This window comes from Bradyrhizobium sp. CCBAU 11430 (assembly GCF_028128855.1).
Classification (GTDB): domain Bacteria; phylum Pseudomonadota; class Alphaproteobacteria; order Rhizobiales; family Xanthobacteraceae; genus Bradyrhizobium; species Bradyrhizobium ottawaense.
Genome location: NZ_LBJV01000007.1, coordinates 466,229 through 482,073 on the forward strand (window position 1 = coordinate 466,229; position 15,845 = coordinate 482,073).

The following is a 15,845-nucleotide window of genomic DNA, read 5'->3' on the forward strand; positions in this document are numbered from 1 at the left end:
AGAGCCGTTCCTCCCGCTGAAACTTGCGGACCGGTCTTCAGCCGGTCCGCTTTTTTGTCGGCACGAGATCGCGCTCCCAGCCGAAGACGGAGCGGCCGTCGAGGTCGGGTGACGCCGCGCGCTCGCCGGCGATGTAGGTCTCGACCGACGGGCCGTGCGCGGTGCGTTCCAGCCGCCGTGCCTGATCATCTAGCCGCTTCATCGCCTGCATCTCTTCATCACGCCCGAGCTTGGCGTTCTGGATCGCGCCCTTCAGCACGCGGATGGTCTCGTCATAGACCTTGATCGGGACAGGGTAGGGATGCCGGTCCTTGCCGCCATGGGCGAGCGAGAAACGCGCGGGATCCCTGAAGCGATAGGGCGCGCCGTGCACGACCTCGGCGACCATCGCCAGCGAGCGCACGGTGCGCGCGCCGACGCCGGGCGTCAGCAGCAGCTCCGGGAAATCGACCGGGCCGCGTTCGGCGGCTGCGGCGAGGGTGCCGTGCAGGCGCCGCGCGAACACATCCTTCGGCCGGACATCGTGATGCGCGGGCATGATCAGATGCGGCAGCATGGCCTGCGCAGGCTCGGGCGCAGGCCCGGTGAGCCGCTCGAATTCAGTGAGGATTCGATCGGGGCCGAGATCGTTGAGGAGCTCGAGCTGCGCGCTCCGCGAGATATCGGCGCGGTGGTCGGTGAGATTGACGATCTCGCCTTGCTGCGGGCCGTCGATCGCGCTGTGCGGCGTATCGACAAAGCTCTTCAGCGCCTCGGAATGCCAGTGATAGCGGCGGGCCTGCCGCTTGTCGCCGTTCATGCCCTGCTGCACCACCGTCCATTTGCCGTCGGCGGTCACGAAGAAGCCGTGGAGATAGAGGTCGAAGCCGTCCTGCACGGCCGCGCTGTCGACCTTCGCCACCAGGCGGCTGGCGCGGGTGAGCTTTGCGCCGTCGAATCCAACGCGGTCGCCGAGCTGCATCAACTCGTCCGGCGTCTTGCGCGAATGCTGGCCGCGGCCGCCGCAGACATAGATGCCAAGCTCGTCCTGGAGCGGCCCGAGCCCGCGCTTCAGTGCGCCGATCACGGATGTCGTGATGCCGGAGGAGTGCCAGTCCATTCCCATCACGGCGCCGAATGACTGGAACCAGAATGGATGGGACAGCCGCTGGAGAAACGCATCGCGGCCGTAATGATGCACGATCGCCTGCGTGACGATCGATCCCAGCGAAGCCATGCGGCTCGCGAGCCACGGCGGAACCCGTCCGGTGTGCAAGGGAAGATCGGCGCTGCCGGTACGTCTGGTCATGGTGCTCACAAATTAGCGCAGTTCGGCGACGGTTGCATCTGCGGAATGCTGCGTTGCACGAGAGAGGGGAGCGAAGCCGGCCGGGAGGCGTTGAGCGGGCTATGCGAATGCAATGACGGGGACAATCGATGAATTTGCAGGCCCTGATGGCTGACATCGACAGGATGTTCGGCTGGATACCGTCGTGGTTTGTCGGCCTCGGCCTGGTTGTCGGCGCGATCTTGCTTGCGCTGTTCGTCTACCGGCTCGCCGTATGGCTGCTCGCGCGCGCCTTCGGAACCCGCCTTCCGCTCCTGAGCGTATTCATCGACCGCACCGCCGGCCCGGCCCAGCTGGCGCTTTGCCTGGCGGCCGTCGCATTGGTCCTGCCGCTTGCCCCGCTCGACGACATGATCCGCACGCCGCTGATGCGCCTGTTCGTCGTGGCCGTCATTGCCCTGATCGGCTGGATCTCGATCCGGATCGTGGACATGAGCGCGGCGCGCTATCTGCAGAATTTCCGCGACGTCAGCGAGAATTTCGTCGCGCGCAAGCACGTGACGCAAGTTCGCGTGTTCAAGCGCGTCACCGACACCATCATCGTCGTCATCACGGTGTCCACCGCGCTGATGACGTTCGATTCGGTGAGGCAATATGGCGTCAGCCTGTTCGCCTCCGCCGGCGCGGCCGGCATCATCGTCGGCCTTGCCGCCCGGCCGCTGCTCAGCAACCTGATCGCAGGCCTGCAGATCGCGATCACGCAGCCGATCCGCATCGAGGATGCCGTGATCATCGAGAACGAATGGGGCTGGGTGGAGGATATCGCCTCGACCTATGTCGTGATCCGGCTGTGGGACTGGCGCCGCATGGTGGTGCCGTTGTCCTATTTCATCGAGAAGCCGTTCCAGAACTGGACCCGCGACACCGCATCCCTGATCGGCGTGATCGCGCTCCACGTCGACTATCGTGCCGACGTCCCGCGCATCCGGCGTTGGCTGGAGGACGCCGTGAAACAGTCCAAGCTCTGGGATGGTGCCGTGGTCAATCTCCAGGTGATCGACGCGGACTCGCGGACCATCGAGCTCCGCGCGCTGGTCAGCGCGAGAAACGCGCCGCAGTCGTGGGACCTGCGCTGCGAGATCAGGGAAAAGCTCGTGGCCTTCATCCGCGACGAGATGCCGGAGGCGCTGCCGCGCGAGCGCGCGATCCTGATCCCGTCGACCGACGATGATGCCGATTTCCTACGGCCCGTTACGCCGGAGAAGATGCGGGCGAGGGCCCACAACTGAACAGGCCCTTGTTGCTGAGCCGAGGCTTGCTACGCGCGCGAAGTCCTGACCGCGCCGCGCAAGGCCGCCTGCTGCTGCTCACTGCGCGCGGATGTTGGCCGCCTTCAGCACCGGCTCCCATTTGGTTGCCTCGGCGTGCATGTAGGCGTCAAACTCCTTGGCAGAGGAGCCGACCGGAGCGGCGCCGATCTTGCCGAGCGTCGACAGCACGTTCGGGTCCTGAAGCGCTGCCTTCAGATCGGTTTCGAGCTTCGCCACGATCTCCGGCGGCATTTTTGCCGGACCAAGCACGCCCCACCACACCGAAACGTCGTAACCGGCGACGCCGGATTCTGCGACGGTCGGGACGTCAGGTAGCGCCTTGGAGCGTTCGGCCGAGGTCACCGCGAGTGCGCGCACCGGACCGCCTTCGAGCTGACCGATCGCTTCCGCAAGCGGATTGATGCTGAGCGGGATTTCGCCTGCGATCACGGCGGTCAGCGCCGGCGCGCCGCCCTTGTAGGGAATCGCGACGATTTTGCTGCCGGACATGTGTTTCAACAGTTCGCCGGCCAGGTGCGCCGAGGTGCCATTGCCGGACATGCCGTAGGAGAGCTTGTCCGGCTCCTTCTTCGCCGCAGCGAGGAGATCTCCGAGCGTCTTGTAGGGGCTGTCCTTGGCCACGACGATCGCGAGCGGTGAGGAGGCGACTTCGGTGATTGCGGTAAAATCCCTAAACGTGTCGTAGGGCACGCTCGGATAGATGAACTGGTTGAGCGGATGGCCGCTCGCGACCAGGATCAGCGTGTAGCCGTCGGGCGCGGCCTGTGTCAGCGCCTGCGAGGCGACGATCCCGCCGGCGCCTGGACGATTGTCGACCACCGGCTGCTGCCCCCAAGACTTCGCCAGCGCCTGGCCCAGCGTGCGCGCGAGCACATCGACCGCGCCGCCGGCCGCGTAGGGCACGAGGATGTGAACCGGCTTGCTCGGATAATTGTCGGCGGCCTGCGCGGCGCTGCCCGCCAGCAGTAAACCGGCGCCCAGCATCAATCCGCCGATTGTCTTGTTAAAACCCAGCATTTTCCCAGCACTCCTTGCGGGCGCGCATCCTTGCATCGGTCTTCGGGTCGTCTGGATGCCGCCATGGTTTTTGTTGACGAGACCTGATCTTTTGTACGATAGTACAAATCACATGGTACGCAAGCCCACCAGCAAGGAAACGGCCCGCAAGCCGAACATGCGCGAGGCGATCCTCGCCGCGGCCGAGGAGCTGTTCGCCACCAACGGCTTCAATGCCGTCTCGGTGCGCGACATCGCGCAGGCTGCCGGAGCCAATCCAGGCAGCGTCACCTATCATTTCAAGACCAAGGACGGCCTGCTGCTGGAGATCTACCGCCGCCATTGCGGGCCGATGAATTTGCGCCGTTCGGAACTGCTCGCCGCCGCGAGGCGCGTGCGTGATCTCCAGGACCGGCTGGAGGCGGTGGTGCGCGCCTATGTCGTGCCGGCTTTCACCTCAGGCAGCGATCTTGCCGGCGGCGGTGCGCGCTTCACGCGGCTGCGCGCCGTGATGTCGGCCGAAGGCAACGAGGTCGCGCGAAAAATCATCGCGCAGACATTTGACGACACCAGCCACGCCTTCATCGATGCGATCCACGAGAGCCTGCCGCACATTCCGCGCACCGACATCGTCTGGCGCAGTCACTTCCTGCTAGGCGCACTTTATTACTCGCTGGTGACGCCCGATCGCGTCTCGCGCCTGTCGCGCGGCGAAGCCGATGGCGGCGATGCCGCCAGCGCTATCGAGCAGCTGGTGCAGGCCACGGTTGCCTCCTTCCAGGCGCCGCCGCTCGATCATGTCGCGCCGTCGCGGCGGCGGCCGGTCGTCGGCAGCAGGACTTGAAAGAAGCCGTCTCGCCCGACGGTTGAAGTGATGACGATGATGTACACGCCCACCATTCCGCCGCCCGATCCGAACACGCGCACGCCCAAGTTCAAGCTGCCGAAGCTGTCATGCGACGCGCATTGCCACATCTTCGGTCCCGGTGCGAAATACCCTTATGCGCCTGACCGGTCCTACACGCCGCCGGACGCGCCGCTGGAGGATTTCAGGGCGTTGCATGCCAAGCTCGGCGTGGAGCGTGCGGTCATCGTCAATGCCAGCGTGCACGGCACCGACAACAGTGTGGCGCTTGATGCGATCGCTGAGAGCAACGGCGCCTACCGTGCGGTCGCCAATATCGACGACAGCATCACCGAGCGCGAGCTCCGTGTGCTGCACGAAGGTGGCTTCCGCGGCTGCCGCTTCAATTTCGTCCGCCATCTCGGCGGCGTGCCCGACAAGCGCGTGTTCGACCGTATCATCGCGATGGTCACGCCGCTTGGCTGGCACATCGACCTGCATTTCGATGCGATCGATTTGCCTGAATATGCCGACATGCTGACCAGGCTGCCGCTCAGCTACACCATCGACCATATGGGCCGTGTGAAGGCGGCGCAGGGGCTCGATCAGCTTCCGTTCAGGATCCTGATCGAGCTGATGCAGCGCGACGAGAAATGCTGGGTCAAGATCTGCGGCTCGGAGCGGGTGTCCTCCAGCGGTCCGCCCTTTACCGATGCGGTGCCGTTCGCGCGAAAGATCGTCGAGACCGCGCCGGATCGCGTCATCTGGGGCACCGACTGGCCGCATCCCAACGTCAAGGTGATGCCGAATGACGGCGACCTCGTCGACCTGATTCCGCTGTTCGCGCCCGAACCCGAGTTCCAGCAGAAGATCCTTGTCGACAATCCGGCGCGCCTGTTCGAGTTCGACCGATGACCGTGCTTGCAATCGACAAGCCGCGCGGGCGGCCCTGGTGGAGGGAGCTCTGGATCCAGGTGCTCATCGCCATGGCCGCCGGCATCGCGCTTGGGATCGCCAGTCCCGAGGCGGGCGCCAAGATGCAGCCGCTGGGGGATGCCTTCATCAAGGCGATCCGGATGCTGATCGCGCCGATCATCTTCTGCACCGTCGTGCACGGCATCGCCCATATGGCCGACATGGCGCGGGTCGGGCGCGTCGCCGTGAAGGCGATCGTCTATTTCGAGATCATGACCACGATCGCGCTGATCATCGGTCTCATCGCGATCAACCTGCTCAAGCCCGGCGTCGGCATGAACATCGATCCCGCCAGCATCAATGCCAGCGCGATCGAGCCTTATGTCAAGCAGACCAGCGTCATTGGCTTCGTGCCGTTCCTGATGAACATCGTGCCCGCGACGTTCATCGGCGCCTTTGCCGAAGGCAACATCCTCCAGGTGCTGTTCATCTCGGTCCTTTGCGGCTTTGCGCTGGTGCAGCTCGGCGAACGGGCCGCGCCGCTGGTCCATCTGATCGACATCGCTGCGAAAATGGTGTTCGCCGTCGTCGGTTTCGTGATGTGGGCGGCGCCGATCGGTGCCTTCGGTGCCATCGCCTTTACGGTCGGCAAGTTCGGCGTGGGATCGCTGGCCTCGCTCGGCAAGCTGCTCGGAGGCTTCTATCTCACCTGTGTGGTCTTCATCGTCGTGGCGCTCGGCCCGGTGGCGCGGCTCTGCGGCTTCTCATTGCTCAAGCTGATCCGCTACATCTGGGAAGAGCTGTTGATCTGCATAGCCACGACATCGTCGGAGACGGTGCTGCCGCGGATGCTGACCAAGCTGGAGAAAGCGGGCTGCGAGAAGAGCGTGGTCGGGCTCGTCATCCCGACGGGCTATTCCTTCAATCTCGACGGCACCTGCCTCTACCTTGCCGCGGCCTCGGTGTTCCTGGCGCAGGCAACCAACACGCCGTTCGGGCTGGCCGATCAGATCGAGCTCTTGCTGATCCTGCTGGTGACCTCCAAGGGGGCGGCGGGGATTGCCGGCGCCGCCTTCGTCGTGCTGGCGGCGACGCTGTCGGCGACCGGCACCGTCCCGGTGACGAGCGTTGCGCTGGTGCTCGGCATCCATCGCCTGATGTCGCAGGGCTTGACGCCGACCAACCTGATCGGAAACGCGGTCGCGACCATCGCGATTGCCAAATGGGAAGGCGCGCTCGACGGCGAGCGCCTGAGGCGCGTGCTCGACGGCGAGGAACAAGTGGCCGCTGCAATCTGATGAAGTGGCTTCCGGCGTGACGCAGGCGGCCTATGATGGTTACGAACAAGAGAGGGGAGTTTCTCCCATGAAGACAGGTCTGGTCATCACCGCCCATCCCGGCGATTTCGTCTGGCGCGCCGGCGGCGCGATCGCGCTGCATGCGAAGAAGGGCTATCGCATGAAGATCGTCTGCATGTCCTTTGGCGAGCGCGGCGAGAGCCAGTTCGCCTGGAAGGAGAAGGGCGCGACGCTGGAATCGGTAAAGGCCGGCCGCAAGGACGAAGCGGAGCGCGCGGCAAAACTGCTCGGCGCGGAGATCGAGTTCTTCGATTGCGGCGATTATCCTCTCAAGCTCACCGAGGCGCATTTCGACCGCATGGTCGACATCTATCGCGAGCTTAATCCCAGTTTCGTGCTGACCCACGCGCTGGAAGACCCCTATAATTTCGACCATCCCAACGCGGCGCATTTCGCGCAGGAGACCCGCGTGGTCGCGCAGGCGATGGGTCACAAGCCCGGCGCGCAGTACAAATATTCGGCGCCGCCGGTGTTCCTGTTCGAGCCGCATCAGCCAGAGCAGTGCAATTACAAGCCGGATCTGCTCCTCAAGATCGACGAGGTCTGGAAGGAGAAGTACGAGGCGTTCCAGATTCTCGCTGCGCAAAAACACCTCTGGGGCTATTACGAGCGGGTCGCGCTCAACCGTGGTATTCAGGGCAGCCGCAACACCGGCGTGCCCATGACTTATGGCGAGGCCTATCAGCGCCTGTTCCCGACGGTTGCGGAGGAGCTGGCATGAAGCCGGTCGTCGTTCGCAACATTGAGCGGGCCGATCCCGCCGACATGGCCGAGTACGGTGTTTCGACCGTGCACGAGGCTTACGGCCGCATCGGCCTGATGAAGCCCTATCTGCGTCCGGTCTGGTCTGGTGCGTCGATTGCGGGGCCCGCCGTCACGGTGCTGGCGCAGCCCGGCGACAATTGGATGATCCATGTCGCGGTCGAGCAGTGCAAAAAGGGCGACATCCTCGTCGTCGGCTGCACCACCGACAATACCGACGGCATGTTCGGCGAATTGCTGGCGACCTCGCTGCAGGCACGTGGCGTGCAGGGGTTGATCATCGATGCCGGTTGCCGCGACGTCAAAGCGCTGCACGAGATGGAGTTTCCGGTGTGGTCGCGTGCGGTGTCGGCCAAGGGCACAGTCAAGGCGACGCTCGGCTCGGTCAACGTCCCCGTCGTTTGCGCCGGCGTCAATGTCGACCCCGGCGATATCGTCGTCGCCGATGACGATGGCGTCGTGGTAGTCCCGAAGCGCTATGCCGCCGAGGTCGCCGAGAAGGCGAGGAAGCGCAACGCGGACGAGGGCGGCAAGCGCGCGCGCCTTGCCTCGGGCGAACTGGGCCTCGACATGTACGGCATGCGCGAAGCGCAGGCGAAGGCCGGACTTGTCTATGTCGATAATCCCAAGGACGTCTGAAGATTTAGCGGAGCGGGTGGATGGATCGTCTCAAGCTGAAGGCCGTGCTCGGCGGCCACCCCCATGTTCAGGCCGTGAAGAGCGGCGAACTCCGCTCCGATCTTTTCGATCTCGACTTCATCGCGTACACGCCGACCAACACCGCGTTCAAGCCGATGGTGCGGGAGCAGGCCTTCGAGGTCTGCGAGATGGCGATCGTCACCTATCTGATGGCGAAGGCGCACGGCAAGCCGCTGGTGCTGCTGCCGGCGACCATGCTCGGGCGCTTCCAGCATTCCTATGCGCTGTACAATCCCGCACATGGAATGCTCGGGCCGTCCGATCTCGAAGGCAAGCGAGTCGGCATTCGCTCGTTCACGACCACGACCGGCGCCTGGATCAGGGGCATCCTCGCCAACGACTATGGCGTCAATCTCGACAGGATCCGCTGGATCACCTTCGAGGATCCGCACGTGGCCGAATATGTCGACACCACCGAGCGCGCCCCGAAGGACAAGAAGATCTTGCAGATGCTGCTCGACGGTGAGCTCGATGCCGTCCTCGGCGAGACCTCCGACAATCTCAAGCTGAAGCCGCTCTTCCCCGATCCAGCCGCGGAGGCCGCCAAATGGTACGCGAGGCGCGGCGTCGTCCCGGTCAATCACCTCGTGGTCGTGACCGAGCAACTTGCGAAATCGCGGCCCGACGTCGTTGTGGGCGTTTATGATCTGCTCAAGCGGAACAAGGAGCAGGCGGGAGCAGTGGCAGGGCCTGACCTTGTCCCGTTCGGGATCGAGGCCAACCGCAAGCCGCTGGAGCTGATCGTCGACTACGCATTCCAGCAGGAGCTGATCCCACGCCGCTATGCTGTCGAGGAGCTGTTCGACGAGACGACACGAGGATTGAACTGATGGTGGATCCGAAACGATGGCAGATCGGGCTGGTCGGCTACGGCGAAGTCGGCAAAATCTTGGCCGAGGATTTGCGCCAGCAGGACATCAAGGTCTCGGCTTATGACATCAAGCTCGGGGGCGAGCAGGGCGCGCCGCTGAAGGAGCATGCGGCGAAACACGGTGTGGCGCTTGCGGCCTCGCACGCCGAGTTGGCGGCGAAATCGGACTTCATCATCTCCGCGGTCACCGCCAGCCAGGCCGTGCCGGTGGCGAAGGCCTGCGCCGCTGCGATCAACCAGGGCACCTGGTTCCTCGACTTCAATTCGGCCTCTCCGGGCGCCAAGCAGCGCGCCGCGGCGCTGATCGACGGCGGAGGCGGCCGCTATGTCGAGGGTGCGGTGATGACCTCGGTGCCGCCGTATCGCATCAAGGTGCCGCTGCTTCTCGGCGGCCCCGGCGCGAGAGAGATCGAGCCGCTGCTCAACACCATCGGTTTTGCCGCCAAGGTCGCGAGCGACAAGCTCGGCGTGTCCTCCGCGGTGAAGATGTGCCGCAGCATCATGATCAAGGGCCTGGAGGCGATGGTCATCGAGAGTTTTACGACCGCGCGTGCCTATGGGGTCGAGGATGCGGTGTTGGCCTCGCTCGCGGAGACGTTCCCCGGGATCAACTGGGAGAAGCAGGGCGCCTATTTCTTCCAGCGCGTGATCGAGCACGGTCGCCGGCGCGCCGAGGAGGTGCGTGAGGTCGCCGAGACCGTGCGTGAGGCGGGACTGACACCATGGTCCGCGCAGGGCACGGCAGAGCGTCAGGCCTGGGTGGCTGACCTTGCTGATGAAGGGCTGTTCGGCGTCAGGGGCGCGGCGGAGTTCGCGCGCAGCGCTGATTGGCGTACCGAGGCAGATCGAATCCTGAGCAAGATCAAACGCTGACGCCGAACGCGTGGGTTGAGCTAAAAACCCTGCCGCTGTCGCGATAGTTCGAGATTTCGTCACGGGCGAGCTCGATCAGGTCGACCAGGCGCTTGGCCTCGTGGACGACTTGCTCCTTGGCGGGCGCGGTGCGGAACTCGGTGAGAATCATGCGGATGCACTTGTCGGCGGTATCCAGCGTCCAGAGCGCGCGGGTCATGTCGTCCTGCGTGTGGATCGCCGAGATATCGAGGCCAGATAGGACTTCGCCGATACCATTCAGTCGCTTGACGGCGGTTTCAGCCGGCGAGTTGGCCCGAATGGAGCGATAATCGATGCTACTGAATGCGCTGAACATATACATACTTCCCCACTGAACAGGTCGTTCAGTGCGTCCGCTTAGTATGATCCGGACGACCCGTTGTGCAATGCGCACAGCTACGGTCCGGGATTCTACCGGACTCGGATCTGGGGACGGATCGGCCGTGAATCGGTACGAAACGGTCCGACGATCAGCCGTGTTCCCGACGATTTTACCGTTGGAGATTCGACCGGAAACGCGTTCAGGCCCCAGGCCGGAACAGAGTGGGCCGCTGCCGTGCAAACGTCTGTCGGCCCTCCTTGAAGCCCATCATGACGTCGGGCAGCTCGGCGATGGCGAAGCGGCTGTCTTGCGTATCAAGCACGATGAGATCGGCGGGATTGCCGACCTTGATGCCGTAATCGTCGAGGTTCATCAGCCGCGCCGGCAGCTCGGTCACGAGATCGAAGCAGGTGTCGAAATCCCCGACCGAAGCGTGTGCGACATTGGCGTAGAAGTTCGCCATCCGCAGCAATGAGGCGTCGCCAAACGGGGTGAAGGGATTGAGGACGTTGTTGGTCGCGACCGAGCAAACCACGCCGTCGCCCGCGAGCTTGTGGGCGAGGGTCAGCCCGCGCGGCGCGTTGTGGGTGGCTTCGCGCCCCATGAGATAGAGATCGGTCGCGGGCAGCACGGTGACGGCGACGCCGGCTCTTGCCAGTTGTGCGGTGGCAGCCTTCATCCGTTCGGGCGGCAATGCCGAGAGCTTTGTCGCATGGCCGATCGCGACCCGTCCATGATAGTTGCGCCGCTCGGTCTGGCGGCAGACCTCGTCGAGATGCCACCAGGAGGGATCGAGATCGAAATCCAGATGGAGGTCGACGTCGACGTCGAATTCCTGGGCGAGGTCGAAGATGCGCGCAAGATGCGCGGTCGGATCGGTGTCGGTATAGGGACAGCCGCCGATCGTCTCGCCGCCGTCGCGCAGCGCCTGGACCAGCAGCTCCTCGGCTCCGGGATCGTTGGTTAGCCCCTCCTGCGGGAACACGCAGAGCGACAGGTCGAGCGCCCACGCATAGTTGCGCTTCAGCGCCTTCACCGCCTCGAAGCTGCGCAGGCCGATCCGCGGATCAATTTCCACATGCGTGCGCATGCGCGTCGTGCCGTGCACGATCGCGCGTTCGAGCACCTTGGCGCCGCGGGCGTAGACGTCCTCGACGGTGAAGTCGCGTTTCATCGCCGATACGGCTCGGATGGCGTCACCGAGACTGCCGTGATCGTGGCCGCAGCGGTCGAGCAGGCAGGCCTTGTCGAGATGGATGTGGGTGTCGACGAAGCCGGGCAGGGCGAGGTGCCCGCCGACATCGACCTCGACCGCTTCGCAGGCGAGCTTCGGCGCGATCGCGGCGATCCGGCCGCCCTTCACGCCGATGTCGACGGGCGCGGCGGATGATCGGAGCAGCGCGTTACGGAAGATCAGGTCGAAGGCGGGCTGGGTGATCATGGCTCTTGCGGACGGAATTTAGAGCAATCAGCCGGGATCGGCGGCTCCAGATTGTCGGCAGTGTAGCGAGGCAAATGTTCAAAATATATGCATGGATTGCGCGACAGTGGCGGTAATATTCCGCGAACCCAGGAGAGCCTGCCATGTCCGTTGCCGCCAGAGCCGAAACTGCTGATTTGTCCGACGCCGCGATCGTGGAGGCCTATCTCACGGCATCGATGATTCCCGATCCCGACGCTGCGGCGACCTATATGGCGCCGGGCACCGTGATCACCTTCACCGGCGGGCGCGAGTTCGATCATCCGCGCGGCCCGACCGGCTTCAACGCCAAGCGCTACCGCTGGGTCAAGAAGAAGATGGACCGGTTCGACGTCTGCCCCGGCGACGGCGAGACCGTGGTTTACAGCGTCGGTACGCTCTACGGCGAATGGAAGGATGGGACTCCGTTCGAGGGCAACCGTTATGTCGACCGCTTCGTGGTGCGCAATGGCAAGATCACCAGGATGGATGTCTGGAACGATAGCGCCGAGCGCATCCTGGTCCAGCGCGGCATCGACGCGTAAGGTCCGTCACGCCACAGGCGGAGCCGAACGGCCGCTCGTCATATCGAAAGCTGCGATAGCTGATAGGCGCGAGCCCATCTGGCGGCTGGCGTGCGCCTGCGCTATCAAATCCCGCGATTGCGCCCGGCATGGAGGCGCGAGCCCCTTTAGGAGCAGCCGATGCGTCTACCCACCGTTATCCTGGCCCTGACATGTCTTGCAGGCGCAGCTTCAGCCGAAGATTTGTCGGGCACGCTCCAGAAGGTCAAGGAGACCAAAAAGATCACCCTGGGCTATCAGGAGGCCTCGGTCCCGTTCAGCTATCTCGACGGCAACCAGAAGCCGGTCGGCTTCGCCATGGACATCTGCCTTGGGATCGTCGATGCCGTGAAGAAACAGCTGGGCATGCCCGACATCGTCGTCGACACGCTCGCCGTGACCTCGTCGAACCGGATCCCCTTGATGGTCAACGGCACGCTCGATCTGCACTGCTCGGCGACCACCAACAACGCCGACCGCCAGAAGCAGGCCGCCTTCACCAACACGCACTTCCTCAGCGCGACGCGCTTTGCAGCCAAGAAGGCAGCAAAGATCAACACCATCGACGATCTCAAGGGCAAGGCGGTCACGGCCGTGGCCGGCTCAGTCAACCTGACGCAGCTCGCCAAGGTCAACACGGAACGCAATCTCGGCATCAGCCTGATGCCGGCGAAGGATCAGGCCGAGGCCTTCCTGCTCTTGGAAACCGACCGCGCCCAGGCCTACGCACTCGACGACGTGCAGCTCGCGGTCGCGATTGCGCGCTCGAAGGAGCCGCAAGCCTTCATGATCAGCGAGGAGGCGTTCTCGAAGCCCGAGCCCTACGGCATCATGCTGCGGCGGGAGGATGCGACGTTCAAGGCGCTCGCCGACCGCGCGACTGCGGAGCTCTATGCAAGCCCGGAGATCGAGGTGCTCTACAAGAAATGGCTGCAGTCCCCGACGCCGCCGAACGGCCTCAACTACAACGTCCCGATGTCGCCCGCCCTGCGCAACGCCTTCAAGAAGCCGAGCTGGAGCGCAGATCCGGACGTGTATCTGGCGAACTGAGGCGAGGGCGCCGAGGCGCGCGGCAAACGACCCGCGCGCTCTCGGCGAACACCGGATCTACGCGTTCGAATATTTCTTCAGCTCGAACCGGGCGATCTGGTTTCGGTGCACCTCATCCGGTCCATCGGCAAGCCGCAGCAAACGCGCGGTCGCATAGGCCTGCGTCAGACCGAAATCGTTCGAGGTGCCGCCGCCGCCATGGGCCTGGATCGCCCAGTCGATGATCTGGCAGGCCATGTTGGGCACGGCGACCTTGATCATCGCGATCTCGGCCTTCGCGACCTTGTTGCCGACCGTGTCCATCGCGTAGGCCGCGTTCAGCGTGAGCAGCCGGGCCTGCTCGATCATGATGCGGGATTCTGCAATGCGCTCTTGCGTCACCGTTTGCTCGGAGACCGGCTTGCCGAAGGCGACGCGGCTGCGCACGCGGCGGCACATCTTCTCCAGCGTGCGTTCGGCAAGGCCGATCAGCCGCATGCAATGGTGGATGCGGCCGGGGCCGAGGCGGCCCTGCGCGATCTCGAAGCCGCGGCCTTCGCCGAGCAGCATGTTCTCCCTGGGGACCCGCACATTGGTGAAGACGACCTCGGAGGCCCGGTCAGGCACGCCGTAGAAGCCGAACACGGGCAGGGGGCGCTTCACCTCGATGCCCGGCGTGTCCATCGGCACCAGGATCATCGATTGCTGCTTGTGGCGGTCGGGATTGTCAGGGTCTGTCTTGCCCATGAAGATGCAGATCTTGCAGCGCGGATCGGTTGCGTTGGTCGTGTACCATTTGCGGCCGTTGATGACGTAATGGTCGCCGTCGCGCACGATCGAGCTTTCGATGTTGGTCGCATCGGATGAGGCGACCGCAGGCTCCGTCATGGCGAAGCAGGAGCGGATTTCGCCTGCGAGCAGCGGCTTCAGCCAACGCTCCTTGTCCTTCTCCGAACCGTAGCGCTCCAGCACCTCCATGTTGCCGGTATCGGGCGCCGAGCAGTTGAACACTTCGGGCGCCAGATGCGATCGGCCCATCACCTCGCAGAGCGGCGCGTATTCGAGATTGGTCAGGCCTGCGCCATGGCCGGACTCCGGCAGGAACAGATTCCAGAGACCTTCCGCACGCGCCAGCGGCTTCAACTCCTCGACGACGGGATAGACCTTCCAGGGTCCCAGCTCTTCCGCCTCGCGATAGAGGCGCTCCTCGTTCGGGTAGATGTGCCGGTCCATGAAGCTCTCGAGCTTGCGCTTGAGCTCGACGACTTTTGGCGACATCGGGTAAAGCATCTCTGGTCTCCTTATTGATCGGCGGCAGGATCAGCCGATTTCGAGATAATCCGGGCCGGGCAGTTTCGGGAAGGGCGCCGTCGGCAGCGTCTGATACCAGAACGCGACGGAGGCGATGTCGTCCTGCAGCGGAAGGTATTTGGCCTCCTTGGTGCCCGGCAACCAGCCCAGCGCCTGGATCGTCACACGCAGATCGGAGTGGAAGCGCACGGGATCGGGGATGTGCCAGCGATACATGCCGAACCGTTGCTGCGATTTGTAGACGCCGTCGGGGCGGATCACCTGGGGCAGGCCGGCATAGGGCGTGGTGAATTCCTGGTAGCGCGATTGCTGGCCCTGGCCGGAATGGGCGACATAGGGATCGAAATTATAGGCACCGCAGAAATAGTCCTCGGTGCCGGTGCCGCAGATCGTCGGGAAGTCACCGTCGCCGTCGATGAAGAACTTGATTTCGCCTTCGCCCCACCAGCCGTTGTTGTTGACGCCCCAGGCCATGTAGGTGCCGACATAGTGGCCCGCGCCGCTGATGCCGTCGAGGATGGTATAGACCTCCTTGTAAGGCAGCGGGTTGGTGCGGCGGAATTGGGCATGGAAGTAGGCGCAGTCCTCCGGCACGTAGGTCAGGGTGTAGTTGATCTGGTAGTAGACGGTGAGTTGCTCCTCGCTGCGGTTCTCGAGCGTGAAGCGCGCGCGCTTGCGAAACGGCATCTCCCAATAGCAGTTGAAGGCGCGGCCGGGATTGACGCAGACCGCGAGGGAGGACACCTGCGCGAACTCTTCCCATCCGCAAGCGAAGAAATCGCCGGCCGGGCACTCGACGCTCGGCAGCGTTTGGTCGTCCCAGTAGATGCGCAGGATCGAATGCCGCAGCCGTCCGCGCGCCAGCGTCATCCAGATCTGCTGGATCGCGCCTTGCCCGGCGATGTCGCCGAGCGTGAAGGTCGTGCCCGGTTCGATGACGACGTAGGGCGAGACCTTCCAGCCCTGTCCGAGATCGCGGGCCTGGCGGGCGGCGGGGCCATCGACGGACATGCCGCCCTTGCCCTTCTCGCCGGTGAAGTTCTCGGGGCTGATCGAACGCGTCTGCGCGTTCGACAGGCGCGACAGATTGCCGAGATGCAGGCCCAATCCGGAAAACGCCATGATGTCCTCGATGCGGGGTTAGCGACCTCCCGATATATCGTCGCTGAATTGACCAAAAGGTGAAGATGATGGCGTCAGGGAAGACGACCGATGTCCGCCTTC

General features: G+C 64.1%; 16 protein-coding genes. 10 read left to right on the top strand and 6 right to left on the bottom strand.

Annotated features, from left to right (window positions below):
- Positions 1-37: 37 nt before the first annotated feature.
- Positions 38-1,288, bottom strand: coding sequence for a DUF763 domain-containing protein (locus tag XI04_RS06920; RefSeq protein WP_038946340.1), 1,251 nt, complete (start codon positions 1,286-1,288; stop codon positions 38-40).
- Positions 1,289-1,416: 128 nt separating this feature from the next.
- Between XI04_RS06920 and XI04_RS06925 the strand changes: the two genes are divergently transcribed.
- Positions 1,417-2,556, top strand: a complete 1,140-nt coding sequence (locus XI04_RS06925) for a mechanosensitive ion channel family protein (protein ID WP_028145224.1) — start codon at positions 1,417-1,419, stop codon at positions 2,554-2,556.
- Positions 2,557-2,634: 78 nt separating this feature from the next.
- Here the strand turns inward: XI04_RS06925 and XI04_RS06930 are convergent, their stop codons facing one another.
- The gene (locus XI04_RS06930; RefSeq protein WP_038946341.1) at positions 2,635-3,615 is read right to left on the bottom strand and encodes a tripartite tricarboxylate transporter substrate binding protein; all 981 of its coding nucleotides are present in this window, start codon (positions 3,613-3,615) and stop codon (positions 2,635-2,637) included.
- A gap of 112 nt (positions 3,616-3,727) precedes the next feature.
- Between XI04_RS06930 and XI04_RS06935 the strand changes: the two genes are divergently transcribed.
- From XI04_RS06935 to XI04_RS06965, 7 genes are all read left to right on the top strand, one after another.
- Positions 3,728-4,438 (top strand): TetR/AcrR family transcriptional regulator, encoded by a 711-nt coding sequence (locus tag XI04_RS06935; RefSeq protein WP_097668147.1) that lies wholly within the window; start codon positions 3,728-3,730, stop codon positions 4,436-4,438.
- Between the two features lie 30 nt (positions 4,439-4,468).
- Positions 4,469-5,353: an amidohydrolase family protein gene (locus tag XI04_RS06940; RefSeq protein ID WP_028145221.1), complete on the top strand. Its 885-nt coding sequence runs from the start codon at positions 4,469-4,471 to the stop codon at positions 5,351-5,353.
- Positions 5,350-6,651: a C4-dicarboxylate transporter DctA gene (gene dctA / locus XI04_RS06945; RefSeq protein ID WP_271608256.1), complete on the top strand. Its 1,302-nt coding sequence runs from the start codon at positions 5,350-5,352 to the stop codon at positions 6,649-6,651. Before XI04_RS06940 ends, dctA begins: the two co-directional genes overlap by 4 nt.
- A 67-nt stretch (positions 6,652-6,718) precedes the next feature.
- Positions 6,719-7,432 (top strand): PIG-L deacetylase family protein, encoded by a 714-nt coding sequence (locus XI04_RS06950; protein ID WP_027517331.1) that lies wholly within the window; start codon positions 6,719-6,721, stop codon positions 7,430-7,432.
- Positions 7,429-8,112 carry a 4-carboxy-4-hydroxy-2-oxoadipate aldolase/oxaloacetate decarboxylase gene (locus tag XI04_RS06955; protein WP_271608255.1) on the top strand — a complete coding sequence of 228 codons (684 nt, stop codon included), beginning with the start codon at positions 7,429-7,431 and terminating at the stop codon, positions 8,110-8,112. The genes XI04_RS06950 and XI04_RS06955 overlap by 4 nt, the downstream gene beginning before the upstream one ends.
- A 20-nt stretch (positions 8,113-8,132) precedes the next feature.
- Entirely contained in the window at positions 8,133-9,002 is an 870-nt protein-coding gene (locus XI04_RS06960; protein ID WP_271608254.1) for a hypothetical protein, read from the top strand.
- Positions 9,002-9,916 carry a DUF1932 domain-containing protein gene (locus XI04_RS06965; protein WP_370156925.1) on the top strand — a complete coding sequence of 305 codons (915 nt, stop codon included), beginning with the start codon at positions 9,002-9,004 and terminating at the stop codon, positions 9,914-9,916. The genes XI04_RS06960 and XI04_RS06965 overlap by 1 nt, the downstream gene beginning before the upstream one ends.
- Here the strand turns inward: XI04_RS06965 and XI04_RS06970 are convergent.
- Both XI04_RS06970 and XI04_RS06975 read right to left on the bottom strand, forming a co-directional pair.
- On the bottom strand, positions 9,906-10,253 hold the full coding sequence (locus XI04_RS06970) for a hypothetical protein (RefSeq protein ID WP_212477027.1): 348 nt from the start codon (positions 10,251-10,253) through the stop codon (positions 9,906-9,908). The genes XI04_RS06965 and XI04_RS06970 overlap by 11 nt on opposite strands.
- 205 nt (positions 10,254-10,458) lie before the next feature.
- Positions 10,459-11,700, bottom strand: a complete 1,242-nt coding sequence (locus tag XI04_RS06975; RefSeq protein ID WP_271608253.1) for an amidohydrolase family protein — start codon at positions 11,698-11,700, stop codon at positions 10,459-10,461.
- 143 nt (positions 11,701-11,843) lie between these two features.
- Here XI04_RS06975 and XI04_RS06980 point away from each other — a divergent pair, with 143 nt between their 5' ends.
- Positions 11,844-12,263, top strand: a complete 420-nt coding sequence (locus XI04_RS06980) for a nuclear transport factor 2 family protein (protein WP_028145214.1) — start codon at positions 11,844-11,846, stop codon at positions 12,261-12,263.
- Positions 12,264-12,422: 159 nt separating this feature from the next.
- The gene (locus XI04_RS06985; protein WP_271623544.1) at positions 12,423-13,331 is read left to right on the top strand and encodes an amino acid ABC transporter substrate-binding protein; all 909 of its coding nucleotides are present in this window, start codon (positions 12,423-12,425) and stop codon (positions 13,329-13,331) included.
- A 57-nt stretch (positions 13,332-13,388) separates the two neighbouring features.
- On the opposite strand, the gene XI04_RS06990 is transcribed toward XI04_RS06985, so the two are convergent.
- A complete protein-coding gene (locus XI04_RS06990) occupies positions 13,389-14,600 on the bottom strand; it encodes an acyl-CoA dehydrogenase family protein (protein WP_271608251.1) in 1,212 nt (403 codons plus the stop codon).
- 30 nt (positions 14,601-14,630) lie between these two features.
- Positions 14,631-15,743, bottom strand: coding sequence for a glycoside hydrolase family 172 protein (locus tag XI04_RS06995; protein WP_038970949.1), 1,113 nt, complete (start codon positions 15,741-15,743; stop codon positions 14,631-14,633).
- Positions 15,744-15,845 lie beyond the last annotated feature (102 nt).